We start from the raw sequence: 24,716 nt of genomic DNA on the forward strand, positions 1-24,716 counted from the left end.
CTTCCCAGGGTAATTTTTGGATTTTCATTATCGGAGACCACAACGTCAATAGAACCTGTAACAGTATTGTTTGCCGCATCGGTCACTGTGTAGTTGATAGTGGTGGTTCCGATGTTAAAGGTTTTGGTGCCTACCTGGCTGCTTCCGGAACCTGAAGTAGCTCCGCTCATGGTCCAGCTAAGGCTGCTTCCGGAACAGTTGTCATCGAAACCGGCATTTGGAATAGCGATAGCTGCGGTACACTGCCCGTTGTCTGTATCTCTGGAAATGTCACTTCCCAGGGTAATTTTTGGATCTTCATTGTCGGAGACTACCACATCAATGGACCCAGTAACGGTGTTGTTTGTCGCATCGGTCACGGTGTAGTTGATAGTGGTGGTTCCGATGTTAAAGGTTTTGGTGCCAACCTGATTGCTTCCTGAAGCTGTAGTGGCCCCGCTCATGGTCCAGCTCAAAGTCTCCCCGGAACAGTTATCACTGAAAGTTGCATTAGGAATAGCAATAGAGGCGGTACACTGTCCTGAATCTGTATCTCTGGAAATGTCACTTCCCAGGGTAATTTCAGGATTCTCGGTATCAGTAACCGTAATACTAAGATCTTTCGTAATGAAATTACCGGCCGCATCGGTTACTTTATAGGTAATGGTGGTCTGTCCCTTGTTAAAGGTTTTGGTGCCTACCTGATTGCTTCCGGAATCTGTAGTGGCCCCGCTCATGGTCCAGCTCAAAGTTTCCCCGGAACAGTTATCACTGAAAGTTGCATTAGGAATAGCAATAGAGGCGGTACACTGTCCTGAATCTGTATCTCTGGAAATGTCACTTCCAAGGGTGATTTTAGGATTCTCGTTATCTGTCACCGTTATCTGCATGACATCTTCAGCTGTGCTGGATCCATCAGATGCGGTATAGGTAATTGTTGTCACTCCTTTGTTGAAGTCTTGAGAGCCTACCTGGCCACTACCTGAACCTGATGTGGCGCCGGTCATGACCCAGTTAAGGTTTGTGCCGGTATAAGAGGCATCTGGAATATCAATACTGGAGAGGCAATAACCTTCATCAGTGTTTTTCGATATATCATTGGCAGCAATTACAGTTGCACCCCATTCTTCATCCAAAAGGCTAAAAGAAAAAATACCAAAAGGAGATTCCTCCCATGCAGTAGACTTTTTTTGATCTAAAGCCGGAAAGGAATAGGTAGTTGGACTGAAATTTTTCCAATAGCTGGCCAGGGCTGAATTCAGCACTAAAAGAAAGCCAATAAGAAAAACAGAGGTAGTTTTTTTACCCATATGACCCGTTTGATATGGATCAAAAGTAGGAAAAAAAACTATATGTGTCTCATTTTAAGGTAATTTTAAACGTTTAAATGCAATTTTTGAGGATAAAATGCATAATATTGAAAGAAGATTCCTACAGGAAAATTTTCATTTTAAAAGGAAAAGCCGCTCATTAAAGCGGCTTTTCCTATTGTTAATTTCTGATTTCTATTCCAGAATTACCTTTTTAGTAACTATTCCTTCTTCGGAATGTACTTTTACAATATACATGCCCGAAGCAAATCTATTGACCGGTAGACGGATTTCTTTTTCAACAGGAATATCATAATACATATGGACTTGTTGCCCAAGTGCATTGTTAAGGTATACTTTGTCTACTCCAATCAACTGAGGGTTCCTGATTAGAATCTCTCTGGTGCCAGTAATATAAAGTACCTCGAATGGCCCTTCTTCCAGTTCTGGTTCGGGTTCCGGTTCAATTACGGTATCATCCTGGAAGGCAAGTTTGAATCTGTTAGTAAAAGTTCCTTCTTCTGAAGTGGTCTCATATGGGCCATCTCTAAGATTGTGGACAATTTGATGCAGACTGTCCTTAATGAAAATATTCATGTCAGCCGGAATATTTTCCAGCTTATCTAATTCAATTGTCAAAGTACCAGGTTTCTGAATTTTCACCCCCATTTGCAGTTCCCGCTCGGGGTTAAAATCGCTCACCGCCTGGATAACGAATTTCTGGTCAATAAAATACCAGTACATATCTTCTGCGTTGTCTTCAATAAGAGGAGCATCATAACCCCAATCAAATCCGTCTCCAGCCTGAGGAACTGCGCCTACTAAAATTTGACGATGATACCCTATTGGGGAACGGAATTTTAACCAGATCTTTTTAAACCCTGTTTCCTGGGTTTTCTTTAATTCTGCCCTTTTCCTTTCTTGAGAGAAGAAAATGGAAGTGCTTCCTCCTTCTATCTCATAGACTCTTTGGGTGTTTCTGAATTGAACAGTTCCGTAAGTCTGAGGATCAGTTGATAAAATGGGAACTGTATTCAAGAAAAATCCTTGCGCAACAGGAATAAACTGGCCGGGTATTTTATTGTCGGTGTTTCCGGAATCATCGATCCTCCAATCTGTAGAGACAGCTTCAATTCCGTCCAGATAATTCCTAACTGCATAACCTCCTATGTACTGTTCCAAAACATGGGTCTGTCCGGCAAAATGGCTCCAGAAATATAAAGCACCGTTAAATTTACCTTGGTTCTCATCCATGAACTTTTGGGAATCAATTGCAGAAGGATAAGGGTTTCCAACAAGGTAATTTTGATTTGTTCCCATTGTAGAAGAAAGAATATCCCCGTTGTTTGGTTTTCCCTTGAAAGCATAATTTTGGCGATCACTTATAGCGGCTGCACCTGAGGTTCCTTTCATAGTGAAGCCTTCCGCAGCATTAAGGGCTCCATCAGATCCTACGTAATCCCAATTAGCATATATATCAGCAGCATCAGGGAAATAGGTCCAGAGCCAATAGCTACTTACTATTATGTTTGTAGGATTTAAGCCTGTGGGGTCAGCTGCGTAAGGGTTGTCAATAAAGTCAATCGTGCCATTTGGATTTTTCAGGATATCTCCAACAGTGTAACCCGAATTATTATTCGCCCCCTGAATTGCTACAGGTGAGCTCCAATAATTGTAATTAAAGCTCCTTTGAGTTCCCTGCTGATCTCTTTCCAACCATCCGGCACTTGTGTTGTCTAGTATACTACCATGATCCTGTAAAAGTTGAGATTCGCCTACAAGATCAATATTTCCATCCAATTTCAGATAATGAGTAATTCTGATAGGATGATCTGCTTCAATGGTTAAAAGTCCTGATTCAGAATGTAATCCGAGCATTGTTATGTTCTTATCTCCTGAAGTAATATTATGGCTGGTCCTTGCAATATTCCAGTCAATAGGATCACCATTAACTCCAGTACTATTAGGGAAATCCCATACATTAGGTCGTGCCCATGTGTTCACCAGTTCCCAATCTCCATCGTTTCCTGAAAAATAAGGAGTAGGAGAGGTGTTTTCCTGGTTGGTGGTAATATTATAGAGCCTTCCCGGCACTTTGCTATTTTTACTACTTGAATGGTCTGGAGTGAAACCGTTAGACGGCATTAAGCCAACATCAAATGAAATTAAACCTGCAGGATCTGGGTTTTTAGAAATTAGCCTGTAATATCCTGCCAAATCACTTGTTGAAAGATTATAAAATGGAAGGTCATTTTGATCAAGATTATAAGTTCCATCTGTATGGTAACTACTCAATCCTCCATCCTGGATGGCCAGATTAGGCACCACTTCACCCTGCAAAGGTGTCACAACTGTTCCGGAAGCATCTAATTTTAATCTTTGATTCATCATGAATCTTATCTGTTCATCAGTGAGAACTTTATTCCAGATCCTCAATTCTTCTATCCAGCCCGAAAAATGATTAGAAGTTGTTTTTGTACTGGCATTATATCTCGCCCCAATGCTCGTATTGTTAATTCCAGACCCGGTTGTGACTATTTTTCCGGAAGGGATTCCATCTACCCACAGGTCACCATTATTAGAAACCGCAATATGATACCATCTGGTGTTCTTTTTTATTTCTGCCGGAAGGTTTTCCATTTTGAGCTCAAATCCCGAGCTACTAAAAATAACCCCCGTTGATGCATCTGTAGTACCCGATTCATCCTCAAGTGGCCTGTCAAATGGTCTAATCCATGTTTCAATAAAATAGCTGCCATTGTAATTATTTCCGAGGTCAATATAATCATCATCTCCGTCAAAGTCCAGGGTAGTGCAGTCTGCAAAGTAAAAAGTTACTTCACCGTTATTAACGGGACAGGTGTTTCTCTCGTCGGGAGTAATCGTCCAACTCAAAGTGTATTCTCCCTCAATAGGAGGTGTGAAAGTTGCATTTGGATCTTCGATTGCCGGACCGGTTCCTGTGGTTGCAAAGTGATCCTCAGAAAAAGTGTATCCATCAGGACCTGATATCACCGTCCAGGCCACTGTTGATTGGTCATCCAATGGGAATTCAGTTATTTCACCCTGTTGCCCGCCTGTTAAAGTTCCTGATAACGGAACTTCTGAACTACCACAACTTCCAACGTTTGCGGTAGCTGTAGTGGAATATGTGTCGAATACATAAACCTGTGCAAGTGCTTTATTTTCGACACTTTCACAAGGGTCTCCATTGGTGTCAAAAACCAGCGCAGTTTGGACCTCAAAATAGTTCCATCCAATTTTTTCGGGGGTATACTGGACTACACTCTGGTTCACTTCCCCAATCTGCACTAGCGGATTATTTGGGTCATTTAGATCGTCATCATAGTACCAAACCAGTTGAACATTCTGAGGGTCTTCAGGAAGTCCTATATCGTCGATTGTATAGATTCCACCGGTTGTTCCATCGTAAAGCCATCTGATTCTCAAGTTTCCTAAGCCAGCATATTTACTTAGGTCTATGGCCATATTGTTTGGTTCACCGAGTCCATCATCTCCAAACTTTTCATAATTATCACTGTGTTCCGGTCCAATAATTTCCATTAAAGGAGCTTCTGTATAGGTCTGTCCACCATCTAAAGATATTTCAACTCTAATAATATCTCCGTCAGTCAAATTATAAGCCTGATCGAAGGTCAATACCGGATCATCAGTCGCATATAAGTTGAAAATCGGAGTTTCGAGAGTTGAAGGGTTGTTACCTGATACTATTGCAAAACCTTTATTTCCTTCATCACAGGAGCAGGAATCAAATAACTGGTCAATAATTCCTGAACCGGTAGAGGTATTGGCCATTTCAAACTCTTTTGGAGTTGTTCTCATCCAACGATCAGGCCTGGTATTGTCGGCAGCAGATTCAAATGTATATTCTGTTCCATCATTACCTTCACCATATCTCATTACTCTCCACCCGTGGTTTGCAATGGAAGAATTGTCGAAGGCCCCTCCTAAAAAAGTTCCATAGCCTCCATACCCTGTGCTGGAACTGAGAGTTACATAATCTCCGAAACAGATCTCTGGAGGTAGTACACTTACGGGAGAAGGTGCAATATCTGATGGGATGACACTTAATGTTGCATATTCTGAATAGACATTAGGTGAACATGCGCCACTTTGGACCTCCACTCTAAAAAGTGTCGATTCGTTAGAACTAGCTGCCATAACCTGGGATCCCTCCAGAGTATTACCGGTATATGGTGCGGAACCGTCGAGCACGGTTCTCCATTCTGTATCTGAGTTTCTTCTATACTGCCATGAAACGATCTCACCTACATAACTTCCTACTGTTTGAAGAGGAACTACATAATCTTCTGTTGGAAATTCACACATTGTAAAGACCCTGTCATTTCCATTGAATAAAATTTGACCTGCTACAGGTTCAGGATCCACATCAATACTTAATTCTGTTGAATAAGCTTCATCACAAACACCGTTTTTCACTACAGCCCTAAAAATTGTTGTTGATGGAAGATCCTGAAAATCTAAGGTCTCAGAAGTTTGTGCAATTGAAGTCCAGTTGCTACCGTCTGTTGAACTTTCCCACCTCTGGATTTCTCCATTTTTACCTGTCAGTGTAATGGTTCCATAATTTTGAGTAATACACACTGAGGCTGGTCCGGAAGTTACACCGCCATCTGAAGGTTCTTCCACATAAATACTTATAACATCTGTATTGACACATCCATTGTCATCTGTTCCGGTGACCGAATATTCAAATGTTCCCACAGAGTCTCCGGTTACGGTAAGCTCATTGCCTGTTCCAACGTCATTCCCGTCCAAACTCCAGATGTATGTAGTGGCTCCAGAAGCAATTAATCTGGTTTCCGTATTAAGACAGATTTCGGAGGAATAACCTGAAGCTATACTAATATCAATCTCTGGTAGCGGATTAATAGTAATGTCTACTTTCGTCCTTTCGCTTTCACAACCGGTACTTGTAAGAGTTTGACTGACCCAATAAGAAGTAACTTTCACTTCACTAGTATTAGGAACAGGGGCAGATCCCAGAACGGTAGTAGCGTCAACAGCATCGTACCAGTTAATAGTTGCACCTTCAATGGGATCGACTGATAAAGGATTACTTACGGTTTCATTGTAGCAATATTTAAACTCGATGGTTTCAGCAGCAACTGGATCAGGTTTGTCATAAATTGTTACTATAAGTTCTTCAGGGTCACTTTCACATTCATTAGGTTGTTTTTGAGTCACCCAATAAGAGAATGTGCCAGGCGTATCGGTTGTGGGAGTATAAGAGTTACCCAGTAAAACGTATTCCTGAGCGGTGTCGTCATAACTATACCATAGAAGCTCGTTGTCCTCGCTGTCTTTAATAGCTGTTAGTGGTTCGGGAGTTTCTCCCAGACAATATTCAACCGGAGAGGTTTCAGGTGCCCCGGGCCTGGGATTTACCCGAAATGTAAAAGTTTTAGAAGTGGCTGCAGCACAGGTGAAATAATCTGGACCATCAATTTCAACAGCGTAAACTCCGTCATCGTTGATATTAATATTTTCTATAGTCAGTTTGCCACTGTAAACACCATCAGCGCCTGTGGGGCCAGTTTCTGTCATCACATATTTTCCCTGGCTGGGATAAATTGGATTGCCGTCTTTGATCCACTGGAATGTCAGCGGTGCCCCTTTGGCATTTGCTTCATATTCAAAAGTCAAACTTTGATAATCATCTTCACATATGGTGATATCCTCTACTGGTTTTGTAATTATTATGTCTTCATCAATATTTAAAGTGACGATATTGGAAGTTTCTGAAGCGCAAACCGGATTTGTGCTACTTACCACTACCTGGTACTCTCCTGCATTTGCTGAAGTAGCGTTGTTAAATGATAATATAGAGTTAGTTTCTCCATTAATTTGAACAAAGTTTCCGCCCGAATCTTTTTTATACCATTGGTAAGTAAGGTTATCTCCTGTAGCAATTACTTCAAAAGAAGCAGGATTGCTGGAACAGGTTCCATAATTTACAGGCTGAGTAGTGATTTGAACCTTTTCAAATATTTCTACCTGTGTAGTTACCTGAACAGCCTCACAACCATCAGCATTATTGTCTTTGGTATATGTGATTGTGTGAATTCCAGGTGTGCTATTTGCCGGGTCGATGGTTCCCTCTGAATCTATTACCAGCCCTTCGGTTGCTGTAAATTCCCCACCCAAATAATCACCGGCAATGCTTGAGTAATTTACTGTATAGGAGTTAGGATCAGCAGTACACAAAGGTGTGGTGTAATTAATGGAAACCTGAGGTAGCTGTGTAATGGTAACTTCCGTCTGAACTGTAACAGGATCACAGCCTAAGGAGGCGGGAATGGTATAAAATACAGTATAAGGGTTTGTGCTTGGACTGCTGGTTTTTGGATTAATACTACCTGTGGTGGGGTCTATATCCAGGCCTCCGGGAGTGGAGGAAAAAGTTCCACCTGTATAAGCTCCAATTCCGTTGGCAAAACTTACCGAATATTCAGTTGCATCTGAATTACAAAATGGTCCGGTATAACTTATATCTACAGAGGGTAACTCGTTTATGATAACAGTTGTTGTTGCTGTTGCAGTTTTGCACCCTTCCGGAGTATCATAAAAAACAGTATATGTCCCAGGGGTACTGGCCCCAGGGGTAATTTCTCCTGTATCTGTGTTTAGGCTTAAACCTTCAGGACTTGAGTAGTAATTTCCTCCTTCATAGGCACCGGTTCCGGTTAAGGTAACTGTTACATTCCCTATCTGAGATTCGCAAAGATCATTGGGGTATTGAATTTCTGCTGTGGGATCCGGTTTTACTATAATTTGTCCGCTTCTTGAAACCTCCTCGCAATCACTTATTGAAGTAACAGTGTAGTCAAAAGTACCTGCCTCGGTAGGTGTACCGCTAATTGTAAACACACTGTTGTTAAAACTTCCGTTTACGCCCTCTGGTAGACCATTTACCTCGGCATCTGTTGCTGGGGAGGTGAGGTTGAATTGAATATCAGCTATTGCGGTGTTGATACATAATTCCTGGTCCATATTGACAGGAGTATCAATAGTTGGATCCGGTTTTACGGTGATGTTTCCGTTCTGTGTTGTACTTACACAATCACCTGATGTAGTGAGAACGTAGTCAAAGCTTCCAGCTTCTGTCGCAGTACCACTAATAACGAAATTACCTGCGGAATAATTTCCGGTCAATCCTGCAGGTAGTCCGGTAACAGAAACATTAGTTACCGTCGTGTTCGTAGTAAATGTTATATCATCGATTGCAGTATTAATACAGATCTCCTGGGACTTATTAGTAGGATCATTCGTAAATTTTTGATCTTCGTTGACAGTGATAGTGCCTGTTATGGCTGTCTGCTGTGTAGAGCAGTTTCCGGTACTGTTGACTGTATAGGTGAAGTTTCCAGATTCTGTAGGTGTACCTGAAATAGTAAAAATTCCCGAGTTATAATTTCCATTTAAACCAGCCGGCAATCCTGTGACTGTAGCTCCCGTACCCGCATCTGTAATAGTAAAAGCGATATTACTGATAGGAGTATTGACACAAACTGTCTGATCTTTGTTAGATGGAGTGGATATAGTTGCATTTTTCAAGACCGTAATGATCATTTCATCTTCTTTTGGATCACAAGGTCCCGCTGGATCAATAGAAGTAATTTTTATAATTATTGTTCCACCACTGTTGGCGATAGAAGAAGGTAGGGTGTAGGTGCCATTTAAGCTATTACCTCCATTGGAAAAACTTCCTCCTGAAACACTTGCACTCCAGTCCCAATCCTGGTGTTTTGTAATAACACCACCTATTTCGCCGGCAAGGGTGATTTGAGTTGTTCCTTTGCAGACTGTTTGATCGGGTCCTGCATTAACGTAAACTACTGTTCCCGTTGTTATCTCGTCAGATGTAAAAGTATTTGAGTTTCCACATTCGTTAGTAGCAGTGACAGAAATTGGGCCGGTTTGCGCGCTAGCAGTTGCAGTAACTGTAACCTCATTAGTTCCTGCCCCATTGGTTATATTCCAGCCAGAGGGAAAGGTCCAGTTATAGGAAGTTGCACCGGGAATATCCTGAACTCTATATTTTAATCCGGAAACCACTGGACAAACTGCAGTTGAATTTATTGTGGGATCAGACGTGTCGAAGGCCGGTGTTATTCCAATAACCGAAGAATCTACCTGGATACTAATTTCATTACTTTCTGCAGTTGGGACAGCCAGACACTCTTCGTCTGATGTCATTATCACTTTTACAGTTTGACCATTTGACAAGCTACTGGTCGTAAAGGAAGCTCCGCCAGATCCTTCCGGATTACCGTCCACATACCACTGATAAGAAGGGTTTGCACCTTCATTTACCGAAGTAGCTGTAAAGGTAATTGAGGATCCTGCGCAAATAATATTGTTGGAATCGTTCGAAGTTATGCTTACCTCTGGTGTAAGATTAGGGTTGACAGTGACACTTACCGGGTCGCTCGTGGCGGTTGTAGTTGACAGGCAGGTTTCGTTAGAAGTAAGCACCACTGTAACATTTTGTCCTGCACTTAAATTACTTGTAGTAAAGGTAGGGCTATTGGTTCCTACGTTGTTGCCATCAAGCTTCCACTGATAAGAAGGTGCTGTTCCCCCATTAGTTGGTTCGGCAGTAAATGTGATACTGTCACCATCACAAATATCCGAATCACTAGGACTAACGGTAACTTGAGGTGTAAGATTAGGATTAACAGTAGTAGTAATTTCATTACTGGTAGCAGATGGTTGGCTTAAGCAGGTTGCATCGGAGATCATTATTACCGTAACTATTTGACCATCTGTCAATGAATTTGTGGTAAAAGTCGGACTGTCGGTTCCTGCATTCGAACCATCTATTTGCCATTGATAGGAAGGATTGCTGCCGCCATTCACTGGTGTAGCAGTAAAAGTCACCTCGGTTCCTGCACAAATGTTATTATCAGTATCTGAAGAACTAATACTTACCGAAGGCTCAAGATTTTCACTAATAATAATAGTACCATTCAAAGATTCTGAGTTGCCACAAGTTCCTGTTGCAGTAATGGTGTAAGGAAAGGAACCCACCAGGGAACTGGAGCCGCTAATAGTATAAACCCCACCGGAGAAATTTCCTGAAATACCACTGGGTAATCCAGTTACGCTTGCTTCTGTGCCTGTTTCCCCGATATCGTAGGTAATATTTGCTATGGCCTCATCCTGGCAAACGTCCTGGGAATTGTTACCAGAAGAAAGGTTTATGGTTGCATCTTTAAGCACAGTGAGAGTACCTGATTCTGTCGCCGAACCACAAGGTCCGGTAGCTGTAACTGTATATGTGAATGATCCCGAAGAAGTTGATGCGCCACTAATTGTGAAATTTCCACTGCTATAGCTACCACTAACCCCGGGCGGCAAGCCGGTTACTGTTGCTCCATTGCCACTACCCTCTATAGAAAAAGTAATTGGATCTATAGCAGAATTGAGACAGAGGCCACTTTGATCTTTATTTCCAGGAGCACTAATACTAGCATCGTCTGTAATGGTTATGTTAGCTGTAGCCTCAGCAGTTTGAGAAGTAACACAGGTAAGGCTGCTGGTCAAAACTACCCGAACACTATTGGCACCGGCTGGAAGACTTGCTATTGAAAAAGTATTTGAACCGGATGTTTGAGAAGGACTTGATTCTGAATTTACATACCATGCATATTGAGGATTGTTTCCTCCATTTGTATTTGTTGCTGTAAACGTGACTGATTCCCCGATACATTTTAAAGAAGGAGAAGATGAAATGTTTACTGTAGGTGTCTTATTGGAATTTACAGTCATTGTTATAGTACTACTCACAGTAGAACAGGTCACGTCATCAGAAGAGGTGACAATAACTTTGACTTTATCCCCATTACTAAGGGTTGAGCTCGGAAAAGATGTGCCGGTGGCCACATCCAAGTCATTAACCTGCCATTGAAAGGAAAGATTTGTACCACCATTAGGTGTAGCAGTGAAATTAACTGGAGTTCCTTCACAAATATTATTTCCAGGATTGACTGATATAGAAACGGAAGAAGGACATTGCCCATACCCCCCAATAGACGCTAGGGTAAAGAGCCAAAAAATCGCAACTTTTATAGAAAGTAGTTTTTTTACCATAGTGACCGCGTTTAGATTTTAAACTGTAGGGGAGTGTAATGCTCTGGTAAGGAGACATTTAACGATCTAATTTAAAGCTTATTTATGGTAAAAAAATACGGAATCGGTGAAAGGTGCGGTCTAACCGACTAAAAACCAGTATTATAAGAATTTTAAGTAAAATTAACATTTTGTATGTCAGAATTTTACTGTAAAATTTTGAGAAGATATGTTAAAAAATTTACAGGATTTTAAGAAGTAACGGGAAATTAGCAAAAGATCTCAATAAAAAAGCCGCCCGAAAGAGGCGGCTTTGAGAAAAATTAACAACAGATTATTCTCCTAAAAATGGATAGCGATAATCTGTAGGAGTTACAAAGGTCTCTTTAATTGTTCTTGGGGAAACCCATCGATAAAGGTTCAGAATAGATCCTGCCTTATCATTGGTTCCACTACCTCTGGCACCTCCAAATGGCTGTTGTCCCACAACAGCACCTGTTGGTTTATCGTTGATATAGAAATTTCCGGCAGCATTCTGTAACGCTATGGTAGCTTCCGCAGCCGCATATCTGTCCTGAGAAAGAATGGCTCCGGTAAGCGCATATTCAGAATCATCAACCAGTTTCAAGGTTTCACTCCATTGATCATCTTCGTAGAGATAAACGGTAACCACAGGTCCAAAAAGTTCTGTACACATAGTACTGTATTTTGGATTAGAGGTAAGGATCACGGTAGGTTCGATAAAATATCCTTTTGATTTATCATAATTACCACCAACTACTATTTCTGCATCATTATCCTCTTTGGCCGCATCAATATACTTCGCAAGTTTATCAAATGAAGCTTCATGGATCACAGCAGTAATAAAGTTGCTCATATCTTCAGGAGAGCCCATTTTGAAGGACTTCACATCTTCTACCACATATTTTTTCACTTCCTCCCACATGCTCTTTGGGATATACACCCTTGACGCAGCACTACATTTTTGTCCCTGGAACTCAAATGCACCTCTGGAAATGGCAGTAGACACTTGCTTTGGTTTAGCACTTGGATGAGCAAGGATGAAATCCTTACCTCCTGTTTCTCCAACAATTCTTGGGTAAGACCTGTAGTTGTGGATGTTTTCACCTATTTGTTTCCAAAGGCTCTTGAAAACAGTAGTGCTTCCTGTGAAGTGGATACCTGCGAAATCGCGGTTAGAAAGAACAACGTCTGAGATCATTTTTGGATCTCCCATGACCATGTTGATCACTCCGTCAGGAAGTCCGGCTTCCTTGAATACTTCCATGATCACTTGTGCAGAGTACACCTGAGAATCACTCGGTTTCCAAACTGCAACATTTCCCATTAAGGCCGGTGCTGAAGGCAGGTTTCCTGCAATGGCTGTAAAGTTGAAAGGCGTTACTGCATAAACAAATCCTTCCAGAGGCCGGTATTCTAATCTATTCCATGCACCCGCACTTGATTCCGGTTGCTCTTCATAGATACGGCTCATATACTCCACGTTGAAACGCAGGAAGTCAATAAGCTCGCAAGCCGAATCGATCTCTGCCTGAAAAATGTTCTTTGACTGACCAATCATAGTGGCAGCGTTGATCTTGTAGCGATAAGGTCCGGCAATTAGATCAGCGGCTTTAAGAAAAACGGCAGCTCTTTGTTCCCACTCCAGGTTAGCCCATTTCTCCCGGGCTTCAAGAGCAGTAGAAATAGCTTTTTCAACATGTTCCTTTGAAGCTTTGTGGTAATCTCCCAAATGATGCTGATGATCATGAGGAGGGTTCATTGGTGCCGTATCTCCGGTCTTGATCTCTTCGCCTCCTATATACAGGGGCACCTCAACCTTTGAGTTATATAATTCCTTATATGCTTTGAGAACTGCTTCTCTTTCCGGAGTTCCCGGAGCATATGACTTTATAGGTTCATTAATGGCTTCAGGTACCTGAAATACTCCTTTTCCCATAATTTTATACTTGTTTTGGATTTTACTAAATGGTTCGTAAAGGTAAATAAATTAAAAGAATTTTGGATCCCCTAAAATTTATTGAACTTTATATAATTATTCGCGTTTAATAGACTGTTTCTTATTATTTTCATAAAATGTGCACAGTAACTTTAACTCCTCAAAAAGCCGATATTAAAGGCTTTGTTCTGACCTCTAACCGGGATGAAGCTCCCGGAAGAAAGACCCTACCGCCAAAAGTGTGTGAGGAACAAGGGGTGAAAATGGTCTTTCCGAAAGACGAAGTGGCCGGAGGCACCTGGTTGGGAGTGAGTGAGCAGCAGCGGCTCGTTTGTCTGCTCAACGGCGGATTCGTAAAACATATGCGCACTCCGCCGTACAGGTTGAGTCGGGGAGTGGTGGTAAAGGATCTTTTGGCTACTCCCGATTATGATCTTGCTGCGGAAGAATATGACCTTCACAAGGTGGAACCGTTCACTATCATTATGGTAGAGTGGAAAGAGCAACTCAGGTTTCAGAAAATGGTTTGGGATGGAAAACAAAAACACTTTCGGGAATTGCCATTACAGGAACATATTTGGTCGTCTTCACCCTTGTATTCCGAAGAGATGAAAAACCTGAGAGAGAAATGGTTTCAGCAGTTCAGGGATAGTGGTGTTGTTACTCCCGAAAGCTTACTTTCTTTTCATTCTTCGGCAGGGATCGGTGACAAGAACGTAGATGTAATAATGGACCGTGGCTTTGTAAAGACACAAAGTATTTCACAGATAGTTCATTCCGAAGATAAAACCAGCTTTTACTACAGGGATCTTACCACAGAAGAGGTGTCAAAAATGATATTTTCAGATACTCTTGAGGAACTAATTTAAAGCGAAAGGTGCGCTCAGTTTGAAGGATGGGATCGCAACGCGGAATTTCCTGGTAGAAGTGAAATTGATCATGCTGTAGAAACCGCTCATTGCTCCAAAAGGAGAGGTGAGCAGACAGCCGCTCTTGTAGGTGTGAGATTCGCCGGGTTTCAGCACCGGTTTCTTACCGATCACACCCTCGCCTTCTACGATCTCTGTTCTATTAAGTGCATCCTTGATCTTCCAGAAGCGGGAGGTGAGCTGCACAGAATCTTTGCTCTGATTTTCAATAGTTACCTTATAGCCAAAGGCGAAATGGACCCTGTAATTTTTGTAAAAGGTCCCTTCGAAATTGGTCTCTATTGAGATCTTTATCCCTCTGGTTACTTGTTGTATCATCTCCTAATATATTGCGAAAGATGCCACGACAGAAAATATGGCTGCAATGATTGCTAAAATAAAGAATATTATATTGATAATAATAAACTTTACCAGTGTTTTAACTCTCCCTTGTCCGTAAAATCTTCGGAAGGCTTTATACAGATAAAACAAGAATACAAGCGTAGTAATTCCCGTCACGGCATTGGTTTCGAGAATAGAATCCAGATTAATTGAGATTCCGTAGAGCACAAACCAGGTAGTCTGATTGTGGAAGGTAAAGATGAGGTGCTCCATATAGGTGAAGGGCCTCCTGATATAAAGCAGCCATATAAAAAGGGCAAAGACCGGTAAATAGAAAAAGATGATGAACGGAAGTTTACTGATGAAATAGTCATAGAACAGTCCCGGTTCTGAAGTAAACCTGTTAGCATCCACAGTCTTCTTGTAGAGCCAGTGGTTTGAGGTGGTGTTGGTATATTTAAGACTGTCCAGTGCCCTGTCTGGACTTTTAATTTCGGTTTCTTCATAAAACTTGTTGAACAGGTTCAATTTTTTCCCTATTCCTGTCCAATAGCCCATCGTGTCTATAGCTTCTTCGGAAATATATATGTCTTTTACTTTAGTGGTATCGGTTAAAGGTAATATCACACCCACATCAGGTCGTTCAATTCCTTCAGCTGCGAGAATAGAATCTGTCATCTTAACCTGTTCTTCCCTGGGGATGTCAGTTTCTGAAGGAACTTCAAAAGTGTCATCAAAATCGTGGGTTAAACTCCAGGCCAGGAAGAAGAGGATAGAAGCGCTAAGGTAGAATCTATAGGGATTGGCATAACGTACTCTTTTCCCTTCTATATAATCCTTCGAGATCTTTCCGGGTTTGAAAAGTAGGACTCCAAGGGTGCGATAAACTCGGGAATCATAAGCAAATATTCCGGCAAAGAACTCATTGAAGAAATCGTTGAATGCGAGTTTTTTCGTACTGTTCAACTGGCTGCAGTTGGGACAATACGTGTCGCTAATATCCAGAGGATGATGACAGTTAAGACATTCGGTACTCCGGTATTTTAATTTATGCCTCTCTTTTATGATCCTTGGGCCGGGAAGGAGATTGTTCTCTTTGCTCATTGCTGCCAATTAACAATCCAAATATATATTAATTTGAGATATTCAGCGATGAGGCATTGCCTACCCCAATAATGCGGGTATACCTTCCTCCAGGCGGAAGATAATATATGAGGACAGTATAATCGTTTTCTGTATTGACAAAGTTTCCGCTGATGAAACCTTCATCCAGTATTCCATCATTCCGAAGAAACACATATTTATAATCGTAATAGCCCTGCTTGAACAGCCTTGCGGTCTCGTAGGCGCCGGTGCCCGGATTATAGGTGAGTTTAGTGCTTTCATCCAGCTCATAATTGTTGAACCTACCGTAGAGATATACGTCACCATCTTCAAGAGGTTCATAGGTTCGTAGGCCGAAATGAACCCATACGTAGCCGGCCTCAATGGTTGGGTCGCTTCCCTGCATGGTTCTCACCACAAAATTTCCGTTGATATCGGGATTGTAAGTGTACGGATCGAAAGCTCTAATGTGGTCCTGGAACAAATAATGATGGTAAAGGTCTTCCACGTCAATGGACCTAATTTTTACAGTGGCAGCACGAAGATCTTTGCTGTCAAAATTGAGATATTCATTGCCTGCCCAAAAAGAGGTTAACTGGTCGTATTTGTAGATGAGGGTATTTCCAATATTGTATTGAGGTTTGACATTGTATATGCCGGTCTTTAAATTATTATTCTGAAGGATGACAGCCCAAACAGACTCTTCTGGATTCCTGATGATGAATTCCTGAGAGCTCACTTCAAAATTCACCACTTGTTTGCTGTGAATAAGTTTTACCTCTCTGGATTTCTTTACCTCGACGCGTACCTGGGTGAGAGGTTGGTAGATCATGAACTTGCGGGAAAAGACAACTTCCTTGTTCTCATTATAAATGGAGAGCATATAATTCCCCGTTACTTTAAGCCCTCTGGTGTCTTCATTAGGAATTTGAAGGTTGTAGTGGGAATATAGCTGTAATGTGTTGTATGAATTTCGGTAATCATTGATCCTCACGTTGTCAAAGCCTTCCAGGTATTCAGATTTCACCAGTTGAGAAGGCGTCCAGTCATAATTAAAATGCTCGATACTATAATAGTAGTTGGCTTCGTCGCCGATTATGTCATCAAATTCAAGGTTAATGGACTGCCCAAGTTGAATGATAGGCACCTGGCTGTAACCGGAACCATCATTAAAGATCACTGTGCGAATATAATTTGGTGGTGGCACTTCCACCGCGACCTGTGCCGGGAGGGTATGCTGAAAAAGAAAAAGGGAGAATAGGATAGTGAAAAATGTCTTCATGTGCCCAAATAAATTCTAAAGATACTCAAAAACTGATTACCGTCAGAATTTGGGCATTTTAACAGGGAACAGAGGGAAATTAATTGATTTTTAATTGGGAAGTGTGGGTCGAAAATGCATAAATTTGCACGATTTTAAATGAAATTTAACACTCCATCCTATGTCAAACGACATTAGAATTAAAAGAGGGCTAACTCTACGACTTAAAGGGGAGGCAGAGAAGACTATGGTCGATGCACCCCGCTCGAAAACCTTTGCTGTAAAACCACCGGACTTTCATTCGGTTGTGCCGAAAATGGTAGTAAAAGAAGGTGCTAAAGTACAGGCCGGAGATGAACTGTTCTTCTCAAAATATGCTGAGTCCGTGAGATTTACTTCTCCCGTTAGCGGTACTCTAAAAGAAGTTAAGCGAGGCGAAAAACGCCGTATCATGGAAGTTGTTATCGAAGCTGATGCAACCGATACGTATCGTGATTTTGGTACTCTTGATCCCGTTTCAGCTGATGCTAACGCGGTAAAGGAAAAAATGCTGAACAGTGGAGCCTGGGCTTTCATCAATCAGCGACCTTACGATATTATTGCAGATCCAAAGGATAACCCAAAAGCTATCTTTGTTTCAGCCATGAACACTGCGCCATTGTCTGCCGATGTGGAATTCATTCTGAAGGACAGAATGGATGCTTTCCAGGCTGGACTTAATGCTCTTGGGAAATTAACTTCTGGAAAAGTACACGTTTCTGTGGCTAAGGACAGCAGTTTGTTCAGCGGACTCAAAAATGTGGAAATGCATAAAGTTTCTGGACCACATCCTGCAGCGAACGTAGGGGTACAGATCCATCACATCGATCCAATCAATATTGGAGAGAGGGTTTGGACTGTTAATCCTGAAGATGTAGCTACTATTGGTGAGCTTTTCCTTACCGGAAAGTTCAATGCCGTGCGCACCATTGCAGTTGCCGGAACTGAGGCTAAAGACCGTAAATACTTCCGTACCAAGATAGGCGCCAATGTTACCGATCTTATTGGAGAGGTTAATGATAATGACGTGCGTATCATTTCAGGTGATGTGTTGACCGGCCAAAAGCTTAATAATGGGCAGTACATCGGGTTCTATCCAAATGAACTGACTTTGATCCCTGAAGGGAACAAGTACAGAATGTTTGGTTGGATGCCATTTACTTACAATAATATTCCTTCAAATTCCCGTACTTCTTTGACGTGGTTGTTTCCGAAGAAAAAGTATGAGGTCAATACGAACCTTCACGGGGAAGAAAGAGCTTTGGTAGTGACCGGCGAAATGGAAGAAGTAATGCCTATGGATATTTACCCGATGCAATTGCTTAAAGCATGTATGTCGGGAGACATCGAGAAAATGGAAAATCTCGGGATCTACGAAGTGGCTCCGGAAGATTTTGCACTGGTAGATTACGTGAATACTTCAAAAATTGAAGCTCAGGAAATAATTAGATTAGGGTTGGACTTAATGATCACAGAAGTTGGATAAACTGTTTACTATGGAATGGATTAGACAAAAATTAGATAAATTCAAAGAACCCTTTGCTAAAGGGAAGAAATTGGAAAAGTATTCGCCTGCATTTAATGCAATAGATACTTTTTTATTTACCCCTAATCACACTACCCGCAAAGGTGCGCATGTGCGTGATGCGGTAGATTTGAAAAGGGTAATGATCACCGTAGTGATCGCCCTAATCCCTGTACTTCTGTTTAGTATGTGGAATACAGGTTATCAATACCTGAGACAGGTGCAGCCGGAGGTTGATTTCTGGGAAGCTTTTGGTTATGGAGCCCTGGAGATACTTCCAATGATCGTGGTTTCTTATGCGGTTGGTCTGGGAATCGAATTCGCATTTGCAATTTTTAGAGGACATGAGGTGAACGAAGGTTATCTCGTTACCGGATTACTGATCCCTATGATCATGCCGGTGGGACTTCCGTTATGGATGCTTGCTATTTCTGTTGTCTTTGCAGTTGTTATCGGGAAAGAAGCTTTCGGTGGAACCGGAATGAATATTCTTAACCCGGCTTTGACTGCCAGGGCTTTCGCATTCTTCGCTTATCCAACTTATATGTCTGGTAACAGCGTGTGGGTGATGAATGCTGCGGAAGTAGACGGAGTTTCAGGAGAGACCATCCTGGGAAGTTTAGCTGCAGGACAAAACGTAGAATACAGCGCAATGGATATGTTCATGGGAATCATCCCGGGGTCTGTTTCAGAAACTTCGGCGGCCCTCATTCTTTTAGGAGCCTTGTTCCTGATCTTTACTAAGGTTGGAAGCTGGAGAATTATGGTGAGCGCTGTTATTGGAGCTATTGTAATGGGATTGATCTTTAATGCGCTTCCTTCACTGGGAATTGCAGGAAATGAATTAACAAACTTCCCCTGGTACCAACACCTGTTGGTAGGTGGTCTTATGTTCGGGATTGTATATATGGCTACAGATCCTGTATCGGCGGCACAGACATATAAAGGAAAATGGATCTATGGATTCCTTATTGGATTCTTCTCCATTATGATCCGTGTTTTCAACCCTGCTTATCCGGAAGGAGTGATGTTAGCCATTCTTCTTATGAACGTTTTTGCTCCAACTATTGATCACTATGTGATCCAGGGCAACATCAAACGCAGATTGAAAAGAAAGAAAGCAGGTATTAACCAACAAGTTGAAACTGTAGTTTAGTTATGGAAGAGAAAACAGTAAATAAAACGAATTCCAACTCTTACACCTTTATATTCTCCATCGTTATGGTGGTGATAGTTGGGGTAGTCCTGGCATTTGCCGCTACGTCTTTACAGCCAAAGCAGTATGAGAATATGCGAAAGGAAAAAATGCAGAATATCCTTGCTACGGTTGGAGTTGAAACAGATCGTGAAGGAGCAAAGGAACTTTTTGACCAGTATATTACTGAGCAGGTGGTTCTTGACAATGAAGGTAAAGTTAAGGAGGGTGTGAACGCTTTTGACGTGGATCTTGCCAAGGAACTTAAAAAGCCTGCAAATGAGCAAAACTTTCCATTATACATTGCAGATGTGGAAGGAAAGGCTTATTACATTGTTCCATTAAGAGGAGCCGGACTTTGGAATGCCATTTTCGGGTACATTGCTCTTAAGGATGACGTGAACACTATCAAAGGTGCTGTATTTGATCACGTCGGGGAAACTCCGGGTCTTGGTGCAGAGATCACTCAGGAGTGGTTCCGTCATAGATTTGATGATGAGAAGATCTTTGATGATAATGGAGAATTGGTTGGTGTATCTGTAGTGAAGGGTAATGCCAGTACTTCCAAAGATGATAATAAAGTAGATGCGATTTCCGGAGCGACAATCACAGGTGACGGTGTTTCTGACATGATCTCTGAAAGACTTAATCACTATCTGCCTTATTTCAAGAGTAAAACAGATATTAAAGTTGCAAATAATTAGGAATTATGGCACAGGAAATAAAAAATACACCTGAGCAGTCTGCTGAGGTTTCAAAAGAAGAAAAGAAGAAAGCGATGGTACTTTTTCTTTCAGATTCTGAAGAAAAAGAGCATTTTCTTTCTAAAGCAAATAGAAAGCTTCTTACAGATCCGTTAGATGATGACAACCCAATAACCGTGCAGGTACTTGGAATCTGTTCGGCATTAGCCATCACCGTACAGCTGGAACCGGCTATCGTAATGGCTATAGCTGTAATGGCGGTAATGGCTTTTAGTAACATGATCATTTCGTCGCTTAGAAATATGATCCCTAACCGTATTCGTATCATCGTACAGTTAGTAGTGGTTGCCTCTCTGGTAGCTTTGGTGGACCAGGTCTTGAGAGCTTATGCATACGATGTAAGTAAACAGTTGTCGGTATTCATTGGTCTTATCATTACCAACTGTATCGTAATGGGACGTCTGGAAGCATTCGCATTGGGTAACGGAGTTTACAAGTCTTTCCTTGACGGAATTGGAAATGCTGCGGGATATGGTTTGATCCTTATCATTGTAGCGTTCTTCAGGGAGTTGCTTGGAGCCGGAAAATTATTCGGATACGAGGTACTGGGACATAAAGGAGCTACTCTTGCAGAATCTACAGGACTATATGCTCTTGGATATGAAAATAACGGATTGATGTTGCTGTCTCCAATGGCTCTTATTGTAGTTGGGATTATCATTTGGGTACAGCGCTCAAGGAACCGTAAATTAATTGAAGCCTAATCTAGAACAGCAAAAAATTCAACTATGGATTATATAAATTTATTCGTAAGGAGTATCTTCATTGAGAATATGGTATTTGCCTATTTCCTTGGAATGTGCTCTTACCTTGCAGTATCTAAAACTGTAAAGACAGCAGTCGGATTAGGAGCTGCGGTGATCTTCGTACTAAGTATTACAGTACCTATCAACTTTTTACTTGATAACTATCTTTTAAGACCGGGAGCTTTAGCCTGGTTGGGAGAAGATTACGCAACCATTGACCTCAGTTTCCTTAGTTTCATCATGTTCATCGCGGTGATCGCGGCCATGGTTCAACTTGTGGAAATGATCGTAGAGAAATTCGCACCGGCTCTATACGGAGCGTTGGGAATTTTCCTTCCGTTGATCGCAGTTAACTGTGCTATCCTGGGAGGATCTTTGTTCATGCAACAGAAGGATTTTGCGGGTATTGGAGAATCTGTAACCTATGGATTAGGAAGTGGTATAGGATGGTTCCTGGCTATTCTTGGAATCGCTGCTATCCGTGAAAAGATCGCTTATTCCAATGTGCCGGCTCCGCTAAAAGGGCTTGGTATTACATTTATTATAACCGGATTAATGGCCCTTGGGTTCATGAGTTTTATGGGAATCAAACTATAGAGAGAAAGAAATGGAAGTAATTATAGCAAGTGTAGTAGTATTTTTAGTATTAATCTTACTATTGGTCGTCATTCTTTTGACAGCAAAGGCCAAATTGATCCCATCGGGCCCCGTTAAAATTAATGTGAACGGAGAAAAAGATCTTGAAGTAGGTTCAGGAGGAACCCTTTTGTCCACGCTGGGAGAGAACAAATTGTTCCTGCCTTCTGCGTGTGGTGGTGGTGGAACCTGTATCCAGTGTAAATGTATTGTTTCTGAAGGTGGAGGTACCATCCTTCCTACAGAGGAGCCTCACTTTACACGAAAAGAGATTGCACAGGGATGGCGTCTTGGTTGCCAGGTGAAAGTAAAGCAGGATATGAAGATCCAGATTCCGGAAGAAGTATTCGGCATCAAAAAATGGGAAGCTACTGTAGTAAGTAACTATAACGTGGCATCATTTATTAAGGAATTCGTAGTTGAGATTCCTGAGGATATGGACTATAAAGCCGGAGGATATATCCAGATCGAGATCCCTAAGTGTGAAGTGAAGTATGAAGATATGGATATCACCGCGCACCCTGAGGAACACCCGGGAGAACCTGATAAGTTCAAACTGGAGTGGGATAAATTTAACCTGTGGCCTCTTGTAATGAAAAACCCTGAGGTAGTGGAAAGAGCCTACTCTATGGCTTCTTATCCTGCGGAAGGAAGAAGGATCATGCTGAACGTTCGTGTTGCTACCCCACCATGGGATAGAGCAAAGAATGACTGGATGACTGTAAACCCTGGAATCGCATCCTCCTATATCTTTAGCAAAAAGAAAGGTGATAAAGTAACTATTTCAGGACCTTATGGTGAATTCTTTATCAACCCTAGTGATTCTGAAATGTTATACGTGGGTGGTGGTGCCGGAATGGCTCCAATGCGTTCTCACTTATACCACCTTTTCAGAACTTTGAAAACGGGTAGAAAAGTTACTTACTGGTACGGTGGACGTTCTAAGCGTGAGTTGTTCTATACTGAGCACTTTAGAGCTTTGGAAAAAGATTTCCCGAACTTTAAGTTCTATATAGCACTTTCTGAACCTTTGGAAGAAGACAACTGGAAAGTTAAAGATGGATTGGACGGAGAAGGAGATGGATTCGTTGGATTCATTCACCAGGTGGTAATTGACAACTACCTGAAACACCACGAAGAGCCTGAAGAAATTGAATTCTATTTCTGTGGACCTCCGTTGATGAACAAAGCGGTGGAGAAAATGGCCGAAGATTTCGGTGTGCCACCAGAGAATGTTCGTTTTGACGACTTTGGAGGATAGGAAACCTCTCATAAATATTGAAAAACAGCCATCGAAAGATGGCTGTTTTTTTTGCCTTTTTTGAAACCTCTATTAACCGTACCTTTGCCCCATGGCTGATCTGTCTGAACAGGAATTGCACAATCTCGCGATGAATATCGTGGGAAAAGAACTTGAAGAACAGGGCTTCGAATTTCTCGGGGTTAACAGTGAATTCAAGAAAGACCCTCAGTTTGTGGTGCTGAAAAATAAGAAGATCCATTTCGTGATCGTAAGGGCGATCGAGTATCCTCATGATCCAAAAGAAGTGGATATGATCTTTCTGGAAACCATTAAACAGCACGCAAAGAAGTTCGACGCTATTACCTATTATGCAGGTGTAGGACTGGCCAACTCAAAAGATTATGAACTTCCGGTAAATTCTTCCGAAGATTATGTGGTTAACTATGACGGACTTCAGGAAATATAACTTCCTCTTACTTTTTTTTCTTTCCATTTCTTTTCTATCCTGCAATTCTGAATTGCCGACAAGGAAAGTGGCAGGGGAGGCGCTTGGAACAACTTATCACATCACTTATTTTGGCGATGTGGAATTAGAACCTGCCCTGGATTCCATTTTTGAGAGGGTAAATCAATCGATGAGCACTTACCGGGAAACCTCTGATATTTCTCGTCTCAACCGCGGAGAAGAAGTGCAGGTGGATTCACTTTTCCGAAATGTCTTCAGGCTTTCGCAGCAGGTGAATCGTGAAAGTAATGGATACTTTGATCCCACAGTGGGTAACCTGGTGAATTTCTATGGTTTTGGACCGGAAAAAGGTTTAAAAGAGATCGATAGCAGCAAGATTGATTCTTTGATGCAGTATGTTGGGATTGAGAAAATACAGATCTCTTCCGAAGGAATAGTAAATAAAACTTCGCCGGAAGTGTATCTTGATTTCAATGCCATTGCAAAGGGCTACACCGTAGATCTTATCGGCCATTACCTCGACACCCAAGATGTACAGAATTACCTTGTAGAATTAGGCGGAGAGCTTTTGGCAAAAGGGGAGAATCTTGAAAAAACTGCTCCGTGGCTGGTTGGGATCGATGATCCCGAACAGGCTGAAGGGGAACGCAGTCTCACTGCCGGAGTCAAACTTATTAATCGTGCTATGGCTACTTCCGGTAATTACCGAAAGAACAGGTTGGATCCTGAAACCGGAAGAATGTACGTCCATACCGTCAATCCGTTGACAGGGCATGGAGAAAAGAGTGATGTGCTCAGCGCTTCAGTGCTCGCTGAAAATTGCGCGCTGGCTGATGCGTACGCAACTGCCTTTATGGCCATGGGATTTGAAGCATCCAGAGAGCTGCTTCAAAAACTTGAAGATGTTGATGCTTTTCTAATTTACGCTAAAGAAGACGGCAGCATGGGCAAATTTTCTACCGAAGGTTTTAAAGAAGTGCTTGTAGATCTCTAATCAGAATAGAGAATAAAGAGCATAGAAAAGAGACTCTGAAAAAATACTTTATAGCATTCTTCTCATCAGTTTGTCATTCTGAACGAAGCCTGGCGAAGTGAAGAATCTCTGCTTAGATCAAGGAATAA

At 41.8% G+C, this 24,716-nt stretch carries 15 protein-coding genes; 9 read left to right on the forward strand and 6 right to left on the reverse strand.

Translation table 11 applies throughout. The annotated features are described in order from the left end of the window. The 3 genes from ACNORC_RS05605 to pruA form a co-directional block, all read right to left on the reverse strand. On the reverse strand, window positions 1-1,289 hold a 1,289-nt coding region (locus ACNORC_RS05605; protein WP_418334640.1), incomplete at its 3' end, for an HYR domain-containing protein. Between the two features lie 195 nt (window positions 1,290-1,484). Next, window positions 1,485-11,426, reverse strand: a complete 9,942-nt coding sequence (locus tag ACNORC_RS05610) for a DUF8693 domain-containing protein (RefSeq protein WP_418334641.1) — start codon at window positions 11,424-11,426, stop codon at window positions 1,485-1,487. Between the two features lie 313 nt (window positions 11,427-11,739). Further along, complete coding sequence (gene pruA, locus ACNORC_RS05615; protein ID WP_418334643.1) at window positions 11,740-13,365, reverse strand: L-glutamate gamma-semialdehyde dehydrogenase; 1,626 nt, start codon at window positions 13,363-13,365, stop codon at window positions 11,740-11,742. 137 nt (window positions 13,366-13,502) lie between these two features. On the opposite strand from pruA, the gene ACNORC_RS05620 reads away from it, so the two are divergent. Beyond that, complete coding sequence (locus ACNORC_RS05620; protein ID WP_418334644.1) at window positions 13,503-14,234, forward strand: NRDE family protein; 732 nt, start codon at window positions 13,503-13,505, stop codon at window positions 14,232-14,234. Here ACNORC_RS05620 and apaG read toward each other — a convergent pair. The 3 genes from apaG to ACNORC_RS05635 are packed head-to-tail and all read right to left on the reverse strand — an operon-like array spanning window position 14,226 to window position 17,001. After that, window positions 14,226-14,612 carry a Co2+/Mg2+ efflux facilitator ApaG/CorD gene (gene apaG, locus ACNORC_RS05625; RefSeq protein ID WP_418334645.1) on the reverse strand — a complete coding sequence of 129 codons (387 nt, stop codon included), beginning with the start codon at window positions 14,610-14,612 and terminating at the stop codon, window positions 14,226-14,228. The genes ACNORC_RS05620 and apaG overlap by 9 nt on opposite strands. A gap of 3 nt (window positions 14,613-14,615) precedes the next feature. Further along, window positions 14,616-15,719 (reverse strand): DUF3667 domain-containing protein, encoded by a 1,104-nt coding sequence (locus ACNORC_RS05630; RefSeq protein ID WP_418334646.1) that lies wholly within the window; start codon window positions 15,717-15,719, stop codon window positions 14,616-14,618. Window positions 15,720-15,747: 28 nt separating this feature from the next. Continuing rightward, the gene (locus ACNORC_RS05635) at window positions 15,748-17,001 is read right to left on the reverse strand and encodes a type IX secretion system plug protein (protein ID WP_418334647.1); all 1,254 of its coding nucleotides are present in this window, start codon (window positions 16,999-17,001) and stop codon (window positions 15,748-15,750) included. Window positions 17,002-17,161: 160 nt separating this feature from the next. Here ACNORC_RS05635 and ACNORC_RS05640 point away from each other — a divergent pair, with 160 nt between their 5' ends. The 8 genes from ACNORC_RS05640 to ACNORC_RS05675 all read left to right on the forward strand — a co-directional run bounded on the left by ACNORC_RS05640 (window position 17,162) and on the right by ACNORC_RS05675 (window position 24,588). Further along, on the forward strand, window positions 17,162-18,505 hold the full coding sequence (locus ACNORC_RS05640; protein ID WP_418334648.1) for a Na(+)-translocating NADH-quinone reductase subunit A: 1,344 nt from the start codon (window positions 17,162-17,164) through the stop codon (window positions 18,503-18,505). Window positions 18,506-18,515: 10 nt separating this feature from the next. After that, window positions 18,516-19,700, forward strand: coding sequence for an NADH:ubiquinone reductase (Na(+)-transporting) subunit B (locus tag ACNORC_RS05645; RefSeq protein ID WP_418334649.1), 1,185 nt, complete (start codon window positions 18,516-18,518; stop codon window positions 19,698-19,700). A gap of 2 nt (window positions 19,701-19,702) precedes the next feature. After that, window positions 19,703-20,443, forward strand: coding sequence for a Na(+)-translocating NADH-quinone reductase subunit C (locus ACNORC_RS05650; protein ID WP_418334650.1), 741 nt, complete (start codon window positions 19,703-19,705; stop codon window positions 20,441-20,443). A 5-nt stretch (window positions 20,444-20,448) separates the two neighbouring features. Beyond that, window positions 20,449-21,207, forward strand: a complete 759-nt coding sequence (locus ACNORC_RS05655) for an NADH:ubiquinone reductase (Na(+)-transporting) subunit D (protein ID WP_418334651.1) — start codon at window positions 20,449-20,451, stop codon at window positions 21,205-21,207. 24 nt (window positions 21,208-21,231) lie between these two features. Further along, complete coding sequence (gene nqrE / locus ACNORC_RS05660) at window positions 21,232-21,846, forward strand: NADH:ubiquinone reductase (Na(+)-transporting) subunit E (RefSeq protein ID WP_418334652.1); 615 nt, start codon at window positions 21,232-21,234, stop codon at window positions 21,844-21,846. 10 nt (window positions 21,847-21,856) lie between these two features. Then, on the forward strand, window positions 21,857-23,146 hold the full coding sequence (nqrF, locus tag ACNORC_RS05665; protein WP_418334653.1) for an NADH:ubiquinone reductase (Na(+)-transporting) subunit F: 1,290 nt from the start codon (window positions 21,857-21,859) through the stop codon (window positions 23,144-23,146). A gap of 91 nt (window positions 23,147-23,237) precedes the next feature. Next, entirely contained in the window at window positions 23,238-23,594 is a 357-nt protein-coding gene (locus ACNORC_RS05670) for a DUF8840 domain-containing protein (RefSeq protein WP_418334654.1), read from the forward strand. Between the two features lie 52 nt (window positions 23,595-23,646). Beyond that, the gene (locus tag ACNORC_RS05675) at window positions 23,647-24,588 is read left to right on the forward strand and encodes an FAD:protein FMN transferase (RefSeq protein WP_418334655.1); all 942 of its coding nucleotides are present in this window, start codon (window positions 23,647-23,649) and stop codon (window positions 24,586-24,588) included. The last annotated feature ends 128 nt before the right edge of the window (window positions 24,589-24,716 follow it).

It is taken from the genome of Salinimicrobium soli (genome assembly GCF_048323655.1).
Lineage (GTDB): Bacteria > Bacteroidota > Bacteroidia > Flavobacteriales > Flavobacteriaceae > Salinimicrobium > Salinimicrobium soli.

Coding starts and splice junctions, on each gene's coding strand:
- ACNORC_RS05645 (WP_418334649.1), top strand. CDS start 18,516: ATGGAATGGATTAGACAAAAATTAGATAAATTCAAAGAACCCTTTGCT.
- nqrF (WP_418334653.1), top strand. CDS start 21,857: ATGGAAGTAATTATAGCAAGTGTAGTAGTATTTTTAGTATTAATCTTA.
- pruA (WP_418334643.1), bottom strand. CDS start 13,365: ATGGGAAAAGGAGTATTTCAGGTACCTGAAGCCATTAATGAACCTATA.
- apaG (WP_418334645.1), bottom strand. CDS start 14,612: ATGATACAACAAGTAACCAGAGGGATAAAGATCTCAATAGAGACCAAT.
- ACNORC_RS05655 (WP_418334651.1), top strand. CDS start 20,449: ATGGCACAGGAAATAAAAAATACACCTGAGCAGTCTGCTGAGGTTTCA.
- ACNORC_RS05620 (WP_418334644.1), top strand. CDS start 13,503: ATGTGCACAGTAACTTTAACTCCTCAAAAAGCCGATATTAAAGGCTTT.
- ACNORC_RS05635 (WP_418334647.1), bottom strand. CDS start 17,001: ATGAAGACATTTTTCACTATCCTATTCTCCCTTTTTCTTTTTCAGCAT.
- ACNORC_RS05650 (WP_418334650.1), top strand. CDS start 19,703: ATGGAAGAGAAAACAGTAAATAAAACGAATTCCAACTCTTACACCTTT.
- ACNORC_RS05610 (WP_418334641.1), bottom strand. CDS start 11,426: ATGGTAAAAAAACTACTTTCTATAAAAGTTGCGATTTTTTGGCTCTTT.
- ACNORC_RS05630 (WP_418334646.1), bottom strand. CDS start 15,719: ATGAGCAAAGAGAACAATCTCCTTCCCGGCCCAAGGATCATAAAAGAG.
- ACNORC_RS05640 (WP_418334648.1), top strand. CDS start 17,162: ATGTCAAACGACATTAGAATTAAAAGAGGGCTAACTCTACGACTTAAA.
- ACNORC_RS05670 (WP_418334654.1), top strand. CDS start 23,238: ATGGCTGATCTGTCTGAACAGGAATTGCACAATCTCGCGATGAATATC.
- nqrE (WP_418334652.1), top strand. CDS start 21,232: ATGGATTATATAAATTTATTCGTAAGGAGTATCTTCATTGAGAATATG.